At 45.3% G+C, this 11,616-nt stretch carries 16 protein-coding genes; 1 reads left to right on the forward strand and 15 read right to left on the reverse strand.

Features of this window, described 5'->3' with window-relative positions; genetic code table 11:
• Positions 1-172 precede the first annotated feature (172 nt).
• From Q0785_RS16355 to acpS, 13 genes are all read right to left on the reverse strand, one after another.
• On the reverse strand, positions 173-1,420 hold the full coding sequence (locus tag Q0785_RS16355) for an MFS transporter (protein ID WP_298832322.1): 1,248 nt from the start codon (positions 1,418-1,420) through the stop codon (positions 173-175).
• Between the two features lie 217 nt (positions 1,421-1,637).
• Positions 1,638-2,237 carry a PP2C family serine/threonine-protein phosphatase gene (locus Q0785_RS16360; protein WP_298832325.1) on the reverse strand — a complete coding sequence of 200 codons (600 nt, stop codon included), beginning with the start codon at positions 2,235-2,237 and terminating at the stop codon, positions 1,638-1,640.
• The gene (gene sigB, locus Q0785_RS16365; RefSeq protein WP_146558232.1) at positions 2,237-3,019 is read right to left on the reverse strand and encodes an RNA polymerase sigma factor SigB; all 783 of its coding nucleotides are present in this window, start codon (positions 3,017-3,019) and stop codon (positions 2,237-2,239) included. The genes Q0785_RS16360 and sigB overlap by 1 nt, the downstream gene beginning before the upstream one ends.
• The gene (gene rsbW, locus Q0785_RS16370; protein ID WP_006830181.1) at positions 2,997-3,467 is read right to left on the reverse strand and encodes an anti-sigma B factor RsbW; all 471 of its coding nucleotides are present in this window, start codon (positions 3,465-3,467) and stop codon (positions 2,997-2,999) included. The genes sigB and rsbW overlap by 23 nt, the downstream gene beginning before the upstream one ends.
• 1 nt (position 3,468) lies before the next feature.
• Positions 3,469-3,798 (reverse strand): anti-sigma factor antagonist, encoded by a 330-nt coding sequence (locus Q0785_RS16375; RefSeq protein ID WP_298832340.1) that lies wholly within the window; start codon positions 3,796-3,798, stop codon positions 3,469-3,471.
• 95 nt (positions 3,799-3,893) lie between these two features.
• On the reverse strand, positions 3,894-4,895 hold the full coding sequence (locus tag Q0785_RS16380; protein ID WP_298832343.1) for a PP2C family protein-serine/threonine phosphatase: 1,002 nt from the start codon (positions 4,893-4,895) through the stop codon (positions 3,894-3,896).
• Between the two features lie 12 nt (positions 4,896-4,907).
• On the reverse strand, positions 4,908-5,309 hold the full coding sequence (locus Q0785_RS16385) for an anti-sigma regulatory factor (RefSeq protein WP_146558235.1): 402 nt from the start codon (positions 5,307-5,309) through the stop codon (positions 4,908-4,910).
• Positions 5,310-5,311: 2 nt separating this feature from the next.
• Positions 5,312-5,674, reverse strand: a complete 363-nt coding sequence (locus tag Q0785_RS16390) for an STAS domain-containing protein (protein ID WP_008432419.1) — start codon at positions 5,672-5,674, stop codon at positions 5,312-5,314.
• Positions 5,674-6,501, reverse strand: coding sequence for an RsbT co-antagonist protein RsbRA (locus Q0785_RS16395; RefSeq protein ID WP_298832359.1), 828 nt, complete (start codon positions 6,499-6,501; stop codon positions 5,674-5,676). The genes Q0785_RS16390 and Q0785_RS16395 overlap by 1 nt, the downstream gene beginning before the upstream one ends.
• A gap of 168 nt (positions 6,502-6,669) precedes the next feature.
• The gene (locus Q0785_RS16400) at positions 6,670-7,020 is read right to left on the reverse strand and encodes a type II toxin-antitoxin system PemK/MazF family toxin (RefSeq protein WP_008432415.1); all 351 of its coding nucleotides are present in this window, start codon (positions 7,018-7,020) and stop codon (positions 6,670-6,672) included.
• A gap of 4 nt (positions 7,021-7,024) precedes the next feature.
• On the reverse strand, positions 7,025-7,309 hold the full coding sequence (locus Q0785_RS16405) for a transcriptional regulator (RefSeq protein ID WP_142827252.1): 285 nt from the start codon (positions 7,307-7,309) through the stop codon (positions 7,025-7,027).
• Between the two features lie 43 nt (positions 7,310-7,352).
• Positions 7,353-8,510 (reverse strand): alanine racemase, encoded by a 1,158-nt coding sequence (alr, locus tag Q0785_RS16410; protein ID WP_298832384.1) that lies wholly within the window; start codon positions 8,508-8,510, stop codon positions 7,353-7,355.
• A 15-nt stretch (positions 8,511-8,525) separates the two neighbouring features.
• Positions 8,526-8,879, reverse strand: coding sequence for a holo-ACP synthase (acpS, locus tag Q0785_RS16415; RefSeq protein ID WP_298832386.1), 354 nt, complete (start codon positions 8,877-8,879; stop codon positions 8,526-8,528).
• Between the two features lie 68 nt (positions 8,880-8,947).
• Between acpS and Q0785_RS16420 the strand changes: the two genes are divergently transcribed.
• Positions 8,948-9,556, forward strand: coding sequence for a rhomboid family intramembrane serine protease (locus tag Q0785_RS16420; RefSeq protein WP_298832389.1), 609 nt, complete (start codon positions 8,948-8,950; stop codon positions 9,554-9,556).
• Positions 9,557-9,609: 53 nt separating this feature from the next.
• Here the strand turns inward: Q0785_RS16420 and Q0785_RS16425 are convergent, their stop codons facing one another.
• Both Q0785_RS16425 and Q0785_RS16430 read right to left on the reverse strand, forming a co-directional pair.
• Positions 9,610-11,121, reverse strand: coding sequence for a PH domain-containing protein (locus Q0785_RS16425; RefSeq protein ID WP_298832866.1), 1,512 nt, complete (start codon positions 11,119-11,121; stop codon positions 9,610-9,612).
• Entirely contained in the window at positions 11,114-11,593 is a 480-nt protein-coding gene (locus tag Q0785_RS16430) for a PH domain-containing protein (protein WP_298832392.1), read from the reverse strand. Before Q0785_RS16430 ends, Q0785_RS16425 begins: the two co-directional genes overlap by 8 nt.
• Positions 11,594-11,616 lie beyond the last annotated feature (23 nt).

Genomic DNA, 11,616 nt, shown 5'->3' on the forward strand with positions numbered 1-11,616 from the left:
ACCGAAGTCATCTGATCGCAGCCTAGCTGCAGGGTACCTTTTTTTATAAACTGTCCACTAAATGGGGCGCGGATCAGACAGAGGGCTTCTTTTTTGTCGGTCATTCTATTCATTTACTGAAATGGCCAACTCTCACTGCAAACGAGCCTACCTGTTCCCAGTACTTCTCCACTCAAGTCTCAGTTGGAACTTCGACCAATACTGGCTCTTTGCGTGCAGCCTTGCCTTTCAGCGTTTCAATCAATCCGAACGAAATGAGAAATGCGATTAGATAAGAAATCGGAATGACGACCATAACAGCAGTCAATCCAAACGAGTCTGCCAGCACTCCGGATAAGCCGATCGAGAAGGCACCTACCAGTTCACCGATTCCCATGATGAGCGCATTGGCCGTAGCCATGACGGCAACCGGTACACTTTCAACCGGTATGATGCTTTGATAAAGGGTGTTCATTGCCAAAATGATTCCACCAAACAACACCAGAACCACCAGGCTTACTGCAGATTGCGGGAAGATGAATAAGACGAGCGGCGTCACCATTGCCATTGCCAGATAACCAGACATTGCCGGTTTTCTGCCGATTTTATCGGAAGAATAAGGAATGAATACTTGCCAGATGATGGTCAACAATCCAAAGAGTGAGAAGACCAAGCCCATTTGGGTATTGGACAATAAACTCACTTGCGTCAAATACAGCGGCAAGAATGCGTTGAATGTCCACATGGCACCCATGCAGAAGATACTGATGAGAATACAGATCAGGATATTCCGGTTTTTCACGCTGTTATAGATTGTGCTTACATTAAAAGCAGTAACCGCTTCAGTTTTCACGACAGCTTCAGGCGGCTTCACAAAACGAAGCATCAGCAAGGCGACAACGAAACTCGGAATACTGACGAACAGGAATGCATAACGCCAGCCCACCAATTCACCCAACTGCGTTACAACTAGTGGGCCAATAGCGACGCCGATGACTGCGGCTCCTGCATACACCAAGCCCATATTGCGTCCGAGTGTCGTCGGACGCGAAACGGAAGCCAATAGCGAGAGTGAAATCGGAAGAATGACCCCTTCACTGGCGCCCAATAAAGTACGGACAATCAGCATAAACGTGTAGGTTTCTGCAAACATCGTCAAAAGCGCCAACACGGACGTGACGATCATCGCCCAGAACAGGATCGTTTTTTTATGCCCTAAGCGATCCGAGAGAATTGCAAACGTCGGAGCTGCCAGGGCAAATCCTATGGTTTGCCACATATTGATTTGACCGATTTTTGTGTTCGACAAAGCGATGTCTTCGATGATAAACGGCATCAGCATCGAAATTGCCTGTCTATCCAAATAAAGAAAACCCCATGCGACGAAAAAGAGCATGACCAATACGGTTTCATAACTTAACCCGTTTTTAATTTTTGCCATTCTGTCAACCCCCTCGATTAGTCCGTTATTTTTGCTCCAGCCATTACTTCTTCCAACTCCGTCCCTCCGCATCCCCTTTCAGCTCTGTTTTGCACTAATTGAATTGTATGAGAAAGCGCTTTCAATTTATAGAATAAATACCTTCTGATTTTTTCAGAATTTCAAATAAACTTATTCGGTTTTTATTATTCATTTTAGGCAAAAAAAAGAAGCCATCTCATTTGAGAAGGCTTCCCGTTATGAATGTGGCATCATCACCTGTTTGGATAGACGCCAGTATGTCGCGGTATAGTTGTTCAGGCACTGCAGCTTTTCGCATCATGGCTTTCGGATTTCTTAAATCCACTCCATCGGAATGGATCAGAAACAAATCGTCCTCCACATATGTGTAAAGCTGAGTACGAAGTTTTTGCGGACGCCCTGACAAATAGCCCATGACCGGCAATGGATAGATGATTTCATCGGTAGCTTTACGGTACAGATAAAATCGGATATTGCCGACGCAGCTGTATTCAAGCGTCTTTTTATTGAAATCGACTTTAAAGATAGCCACGGCAGCTCCACGCTTCTGAAGCATTAATCCGTTAAAGCGATACATTAATTGATTGATTGTTTCATGATGGTATTCACGTAAAATTTGGGGAATGACTTGAGACGATTCACGCGCCACAGGTCCACTCCCTAATCCATCGGCTACAGAGCAAATGAAATACTCGTCCGTCAATACAGTATGGTAGCTGTCACCGGATTCATGATTCCCTTTTTTTGCTTCGTTGAAAATAAAAGCATCTACAAAACTATGCTGAATTTTCTCCACTACGAAACCCCACCGGCCGCTAAAATAGCTTCCTGCAATTTCTTAATGGCTTTTCTTTGCAAACGGGAAACATGCATTTGAGAAATACCGAGTTTATCTCCGGCTTCTTTTTGGCTCAGCTGCTCTATGTAAGTGAATTGGATGATCTGCTTTTCCCGTTCCGAAAGCACATTCATCGCTTCAGCTACAAGCATGCGCTGATCCGCCTTCTCATAACCATCATCTTCCTGGCCTACTACGTCAAACAATGTGACGGTACTGCCATCTGAATCCGCCTCCAAAGAGTGGTCCATTGAAAGTGCCTGATAGCTTTTGCCCATTTCCATCGCTTCCAACACATCGTCTTCTTCGACATCCAGATATTCGGCGATTTCCCATACTTGCGGCGAACGTTGAAGCTCTGTTGTCAGCACTTCTACCGTCGCTTTAATACGGGGCCCCAATTCCTTGATGCGCCGCGGAACATGGATCGCCCATGTCTTATCGCGTAAAAAGCGTTTGATTTCGCCGATGATCGTAGGCACAGCAAAAGCTTCAAAGCTGCGGCCATACGAAGGGTCGTAACGTCTGATCGCTCCTAAAAGCCCAAGCATGCCTACTTGCGCAATATCCTCGTGGTAAGATTTACCATTAGAGTATTTTCGCGCAATGGATTCTACAAGACGCTTGTAATTCAATACTAAATTAGTCTGGGCTTCTTCATCTTCTGTCTTTTGATAAGCTTCAATCCACTCAAGCACCTGCTCTTTAGTAGGCTGATTAGGATGAGACTGTTTCGACATCCTTCTCCACCTGCTCTCCTTCAACATGCTTTGTCATGAAGATTGTCACTCCTTCTTGATGATGAACTTTGACTTCATCCATCAATGTTTCAATCAAATACAAGCCGAGACCTCCTTCACGAAGAAAAGCACCTTCTTCTTGGTCATGATAAGGACCCACTTTTGCTTTAGTTTCTTCGAAGTTAAAGCTTTGTCCATGATCCGCTACCATAATCTCGATCTTGTCTTCATACAAGGCACAGCCAATGACAACTTCGCCTTCTTCGCCTTCTGCATAAGCATGCTGGACTGCATTGGTCACCGCTTCACTCGAAGCAATTTTCAAATCCTCTATATCATCGAACGAAAATCCGATACGGCTGGCCAATCCTGAAATGGTGAGTCTTGCGACACCAACGTATTGGGATTTGGCAGGAACTCTCATTTCTACATAATCGAAAGGACGCATATCAGTTACCACCCTTCCCGACTGATTCGATATCCATAATATCTCCTAGACCTGTAATATCGAAAAGCCGTTTTAATCGTGCAGAGAGCCCTTTTAACTTTACGTGTCCGCCATTTGAATTGACCGATTTATAAAAAGCTACAAAAACTCCCAATCCTGTACTATCCATATAATTAACGTCGGAAAGATCCAACTCTGCTTTCAATCCTTGGTGATTCTGATAATTTTCTAGTTTTTCCCGTAGGACCGGTGCAGTATGCGCATCAATTTCTCCGCGTACAAAGCCCTCAAGAATATTGTCCGATTCAGTTAAATCCACTTGAATATTCATTGTATTTCGACACCCCGTTTTTTTAAATTCAACCCCGCTTAAAAAAAGCTGTTCTAAGCATTAATACCACATTTGACCCATAGTTAAACCTGCTACTAGACTTTTTTGTATATCACCAAAGTAAAGTCATCTTGGAACTGCGCATTTTGCATGCGTTCAAGCTCATCATAGACATATTGCACAATGGTTTGTGCAGGCTCGTCTTTCTTCTGCTCAATCAATTCAAAGATAACCTCACGCTCGATAAAACCTTCATCGTTCCGGCCTTCTGTCACGCCATCAGTCATCATAATCACGAGATCGCCTTTTTCCAGATCGACAGTATGCTCTTCATAGACGGCGGCCGGAGATACACCCAGCAGCAACCCTTTTGCAAACAGTTCGCTGAACTCTTGGTCTTTGGCTCGGTAAAGGATAGCCGGCTCATGCCCAGCTGATCCGTAAGTCAAGCGCGCCTGCTTGGCATCATAATTGCCATAGAACATGGACACGAACATCGAATCATCGACACTTTTTTCTACAATCCGATTGATGACACTCAAGACGTCTTTCGGAAGTGCATGGGTGCTGCTCAAGCTGTCCATACCGAATTTAATCATAGACATGCAAAGAGCAGCCGGAAGGCCTTTGCCGATTACATCCGCAACCGCCACCCCGGCATAGCCGTCATGATCACTGACAAAATAAATATAATCCCCGTTCATTTTTCGCGCAGGGATAGAAAGAAGGCCGATATCCAAACCTTCCAATAGAGGCAATTTAGTTTTCAACAGCGTTTCCTGAACGTTGGCAGCAAGATCCATTTCCACTTTCAGCTCTTCCTGCTGTTTCAGGAGACTTTGCCGCTCCTGAAGCGCCAAGCCATAGTTGATCATCATTTCAATCAGAAAATCAAAAGAATGCCACACAACATCCGGCAACTCACCGTACAGTTCTTGAATCGCCGCTTTGTGCATGCTGATGACTTCTTCAGGTGCGATATTCTCTAAAATCAGCTGCCGGCTGAAATTTTGGCCGACATACAGATTTTGTTCACTCTGTTTTTTCATGTATTCATTTAGAATCTCTTTATACTGATTCTCAATTTCTTGAGCCATTGGGTGTTCCCCCTAACGAAGCCACTTGGTAGCTCTTATATCTGTACCTTCGCCTAGTATCGTTTCGATTTTAAAGTCGTCCATTAATCGTTTGACACCTGGCAGTCCCGCCCCTAGTCCACCGGAAGTCGTAAAACCATCTTCCATGACTTTGCGGATATCCGGAATTCCCGGACCGCTGTCTGCAGCTATGATCAGGATTCCTTTCACGCCGTTTTCTGTTAATTGTTGAATTTCGATTCTGCCTTTACCGGCATATAAGTAAATATTGCGGGCAAGCTCGCTGATGGCCGTTGTAATACGGGCCTGGTCAACTGTGCCAAAGCCAAGCTCTTTCGCTACATTGCGTCCGAGTTGTCTTGCAGCTACAATATCCCATTCTGTCAAAATTTCCACCGAGGACTGGTCGCTCATTTTTAAGCCTCCAATTCCAATTGAAGTTTATCTAAACCATTTTCTAAATCCAGTGCTGTCATAACGTCTTCAAGTCGAATTCCTAACTCGATCAAAGTGATAGCGACTGCTGGCTGGATACCGGTAATGACTACTCGGGCCCCCATCAGGCTTGACATACTAATGACGTCTCCCAGAACTTTCGCGATAAATGAGTCGATGAAATCAATGGAAGTCAAATCAATCACGACACCTCGCGCACTTGTTTCATGCAGTTTGGTCAGTAAATCCTCTTGAAATTGAAGAGCTGTCTGGTCGTCAAGCTCCCATTGGATCGAAACAATCAATGTATCTCTTAACTTTAAAATCGGAATTCTAAAATTCATCAGTCTTCAACCTCCACAATTTTTCGGTTTGTCCAAGCCAATGCCTGTTCCACGCCTCGCTGTAAAGTGCTTGTTGTCGTAAAGTCGTTCAGGTTGATGCCGAGCGTGACAATCGTCTGGGCAATCTCAGGTCGAATTCCGACAAGCATGCATTTCGCTCCAACCAGACGCACAGCATCTGCTGCCTGGATAATGTGATGGGCGACCATTGTGTCCACTACCGGTACACCGGTGATATCGAGCAACACAACTTCTGCCCGATGTTTGACGACACCTTCCAACAGGTTCTCCATAATCAATTTCGCCCGCTCTGTATCAATTGTTCCGACAAGCGGCATGACCGAGACTTTCTCAAAAACCGGAATAAGCGATGCTGAAAGTTCCTGCAACGCGATCTTTTGGAGGCTGACCGTGCGTTCCCATGTCTTGGAGTATGCCTCGATGGTGCTGTTGCGGATCGGCGAGATCCACTTGTTGAACTCTTCTACAAATGCGGCAATATTACTTTCGTTAATAATGCCTTCTTTGGTCATGCCTTCATAGACGATCTCAGCGAAATGATTGATTGCTTTCGTAACGAATGTAATGGACCATCCAAGGCGAACTACCTTTTCCGCAAAATCGATTAATCGGCTTTCATATGCTTGATGGCTTTCAAGCAAATTGGATATCATCAATTCAGCGAATTCATGGCTTGTCTGATTCATCAGTTCTGTGGGCATCACCTGAAAAGAACGTTCCTCTTTCTCGTTCTTCATTTTTTCTTGCCATTGTGAAATAATTTCAGTTAAATTGCCCTGTATATATTGAGCCATCTGTTTATTCATATGGATTAAAAACCCTCCCTGCGACACTATGTATCTTAAATTTTATCTGCTACTCTTTATTGTATCGGAAATTCGTTTTTTTCACATCTTTTTTGTCGGCTAGTCTATTTTCTAAAAAAAGACACCTCGAGAAAAATTCTCAAGGTGCCTTTCAAGGAGTATGTATGCTTAAAATTTTACCAGGCCAACACTGATTTCCAGTGCCTCGTCTACTTTTTCCATCAACGTGTCATCAAGTTGGGTGATTTTATCGGTCAGCCGAGACTTATCAATAGTCCGCAATTGTTCAAGCAGAATGACTGAATCACGTTCAAAGCCATATTTCTTGGCATTGATCTCTACGTGAGTCGGCAATTTGGCTTTTTGAATCTGCGCAGTAATTGCAGCAATGATTACAGTAGGACTGAAACGATTGCCTATATCGTTTTGAATCACCAGGACAGGACGGGTCCCGCCTTGCTCAGACCCGACGACCGGTGATAATTCTGCAAAAAAAACATCCCCGCGTTTTACAATCAAGTTGTCACCCTCCGCTTACGAGTCGCACTGTCGTGTGCTCCGCTTCGTACTCAGCGTGAGAACATTCACAAGCAATCGATAGATTGATCTGTGACATCTCCACGTAGCCCTTGATCATCGCTTCCCGAATATGATATGAGTCGTACAGGTTCTTAGTCACCCGGTGCGTGGAAACATAAATATAATCTCCACTTTCTTGAACACGTTCATCTGAATGAGTTGTCAACTCTGAAATAAATTGTTTTGGTAACTTTACAACCACTTCTTTTGTCTTTGACTTCTCGTACACAGCCGACACCTCCGAAAATCCCGTTCTTCTGCCTTTATCTTTCTCATCTTAACATTGTATCGGGTTCCTGAAAAGGTAAATCGGAAACTTTGGTGCTGTCCGAGTATACTCGAGGCACCCGTTTCGTTAAAATACACGGGATTTCATAAGGGATCGTTTCCAGTCTGCGCGCCCATTCGTCGATGAAAATACGCTGTCCGCCCTGAGCACCGATCAGTTGCACTTTTTCTCCGACCGGTAGTTTTTCAGAAAGCCGAATCATGCATTGATCCATGCAAATCCGGCCCACAACCGGCACGCGCTGTCCTCTCACTAAAACTTCCTGCCCCTGCAGTCCCCGGAGCATGCCGTCCGCGTAACCGATCGGCAAGGTCGCAATCCATTCGTCCTGCTCGGCATGGTAAGTCGCCCCGTAGCTTAGCCCTTCACCAGCTTTCACTTTTTTCACATGGATGATTTCCGTTTCCAAGCTAAGCGCCGGATGGAGTTCAAATGACATTTCCTTGCCTACATAAGGGGATGGCGCGATGCCATACAATGAAATTCCTACGCGCACCGCGTTACAAGCCAATTCCGGATGCATGATGGCCGCTGCGCTATTGGAGACATGGACCATGACGGAAGGATCATCCAATTTATCGATTACGCTATTCATAGCGCCCACTTGCCGGCTGAACAACGAAGAATTCTCTTCATCCGCTGTGGCAAAATGAGTGAAAATGCCTTTAAAATCAAAATCATGATCAGCAATAAAACCGAAGGCTTCATCCACCTCGTCCAATTGGATGCCGATGCGCCTCATTCCGGTATCTACCTTCAAATGGATCTTCAATGCGTCCAAATCAGGTGCCAACTGGACTGCCGCCATAGATAGCCAATCAAGAGAAACAGCCGTAACGATAATATTGTGCTGCTGCGCGAACGGGATGAAATTCGGCGGAGTCGCGCCAAGGACCAGCAATTCCGTGTCGATGCCCTCTTTCCGCAGAAAAAGAGCTTCATCCGGGGTTGCCACTGCCAGCAAGCGGACACCATTTTCAATCGCCGTTTTCGCCACTGCCAAAACACCATGCCCGTAAGCATCGGCTTTTATTACTGCTATCACTTCAGCACCCTTGCTTCTTTCCTGAAAAGCGGTTAAATTCTTTTTGATTGCACCTAAATCAATGACTGCTTTTGTCGGACGATAATATTCTGTCATCGTAACACCACCCAGTTAATTTGTTTGTAAAAGAACTTGCGCTGCTGCAAATTCCTTTGAATGCGTAATGGAGACCAGGCCCGTTTCCTTGTTCTGAAAATAAACGGAAGGCTTGCCTTTGCTGTCTTTCCGGATTTCAATGTCCTGAAAAGAACAGGCCCCGCCAATTCCGGTTCCTTTCGCTTTGGAGAACGCTTCTTTGGCTGCAAAGCGGCCAGCCAGAAATTCAACTTTCCTTGCAGCAGTTAACTGAATGTATTCAGCATGCTCGGATTGTGTTAATACACGCTCACGAAATTTCGCTGATTTTACATCCAATCGCTGGATCCGTGACAATTCAACGATATCCAACCCGATTCCTGTAATCATAAATGTTTCTCCTTTCAATCGCAAACGGGTAACAGGTATAATTAAAGATATGAAATAGAGGTGACTAAATGTTTATTCGAACAGAAAGCTTTAAGCAATACCTGCGCCTGTATCCGGTTGTTTCCACTTTGATGGCCCTTAATCTGTTGGTCTATGTACTGACATGGCTTCCTTTGCTTGGTGACTGGCTTTACTTTTATGGTGTCGGCTCCAACTTCTACATTGCAGAAGGCCAATGGTGGCGTTTCTTTACACCGATGTTCCTGCATGGCGGATTGATGCATTTGCTGTTTAATATGTTTTCACTGTTCCTGTTCGGACCTGAATTGGAACGTTTAACCGGTAAAGTCCGCTTTATCACGATCTACCTGCTGGCAGGATTCTTCGCTTCAGCGGCCACCTACTTTTTGCAGCCGCTCGATTATGCCCACGTAGGAGCAAGCGGTGCGATTTTCGGAGTGTTCGGCGCATTCGGTGCATTGGTGTATTACGGCGGACGCGCTCTGCCTCAGCTAAAACAAATTATACTCCCAATTATCGTGATTAGTATAGTGATGACTTTCTTGACTCCCAACGTTAACGTGACAGCCCATATCGCTGGAATGATAACCGGATTCCTAATCGGACTCAGTTATTTCCATCCAAAGCGAATCGTCAGTTGGCGTGCAAAAAAATAAAGACAGCCGGAATAAAAATTCCGGCTGCTTTTTTTGCGGAAAATCGGGTTTGTTCAATCCTTTATTTCTCTGGTGCTGGAAGGTTCGTACCATGACAAGATTCGGCTGGCATCGTCTTTTTCCATATGAGGTGTTGATGCAGTGGCCCCCATCATGCCCGATTTGATCGTTGAGTTGATCGAAGCAATCCCTTTACGGCGCTGGAAGAAACTTTGCGTCACTTGAACAACTTGCACCCGCTTCTTCAGCATAAAGAATTGGTGTTTGCTGAGCCCCCTGAATTGCATCGTCAATTGGCGTTCTCCCAGCGCATACCCCACGGTCCGGTGCTGCCAGATTCCGATGGCGATAATGACGGGCACAAAAATCAATGCAAGCAGGCCGTAAGGATAGAAAAAATAGCCTATCGCAGCAAATACCGGCGACAACCAGAGCAAATCCAGACGATAGAAAAAGTGAACGCTGCGCTTCGGAGCCTTGACCAATTCCGGTTTCCATTCCAGCTCAGGAAACAACTCAGCCAGGATGGGAATCATCCGATTTGCTTTGACCAAAGGAAACAGGCGGATCTTCTCATCTTTGTCCCCGATTGATCCTCCTGCACTTTCAACCAATACTGTAGCGTATCCGAAAAGCTCACGCAAAGGGTTCTGGCTTACCTTGATGCCTTGAACGCGCTTCAGCGGCACGGAAACTTTTTTCTTTTCCAACAACCCTCGGGTGATATAGATATGGTCCTCATCTCGCTGGATGGTAAATTGGTAATTCGCCACGATGGTCATAATGACCGAGATGATCCAAGCGATCAATAACACAAAAAAGATGGTCAATGCGACGATCAATGCACCAAAACGCAGAAACAGCATGACTTCTTCGTAAATCGCATCATACGGAATCAGTTCGGAAAACTGGGAAAGGAAAATCGCAACCGCTGAAATCACGACCCCAATCCCACCCGAAGTGGTTGCAAGAATCAATAATTCCTTCATGGACATGCGGTAAAGTACCTGTGCCTCTTTTTTAGGTGGCGCTTCCACTTGTTCCACCGGCCCCATTACTGCAACGCCTTCTTGGGGAAGCGGGTGTTTTGCTTTCTCCATCTCGTTTTCGATGCGGTCTGCATCTTCGCGCGAAATAGCTGTCAATTCGGCTTCGGCCTGCCCGACCTTACCTGAGCCACCAGTCTCCACTTTCACTTTCACCAAACCAAGTGGCCGATGAAAAATACCTTCTGTATAATTCAAGCTCTGGATCCGGTCAAAAGGAATATACCTTTTTTTCTTTACAAAAAGGCCGTATTCAATGCGCAATTCCCCGTCCTCAAACCAGTAGACAAAACGTTTCCACTTGATGATTCCACCAATCAGCAGGAAGACCAGAACAACACTGCCCACTATTATTGGAATCAAACCTTGCCAGCCCTGGTTGAACATCGAACTGACTCCGCCGTCCCTGAATATATTGACACCAAAAATGATGATGAACGGAACAATCAATTCTTTTAAGCCTTTGATGAAATTCAGAAATGCCGAAATGGGATGCAGCTTATAGCGTTCTTCATACATCATCTTCCGCCACCCTTGCCAATACGGAAATTCTGGCTCTCAGCTCATCTGCTTCCGCTGTTACAAGCGCAGGAATTGTATGAGTGGTTGCCGCTGTTGAAATCGAAATTTCCGCTAAATCATATTTCCGCAAAATCGGGCCTTGTTCCGTATCGACGTGCTGAACACGCACCATCGGCACTAACGTCCGGGTAACGATGAATAAGCCATGCTGCAATTCGATTTCCTGTTCCCTCACCTCATAACGCCAGCGTTGCCAGCGTATTTTTGGAAATAAGTAAATAAACAGGAAGCCAAATAGCAGAATTACTGCTGCATAAGCAGCGTACAGCCATTGCGGCCAGTCAAAAAAGTACGTTAAAACGCCTGCTCCAATTGCGATCAATGCGATCACCGCAGTTTCCATACTGCCGTAAACACGCCAGACGGTTAATCCTTTTCGTGAAATTTGATTTTTCGGTTGGTTGTCCATTATATTCTCTCCAATCGCGTGCT

It is taken from the genome of uncultured Planococcus sp., assembly GCF_947501725.1.
GTDB lineage: Bacteria > Bacillota > Bacilli > Bacillales_A > Planococcaceae > Planococcus > Planococcus donghaensis_C.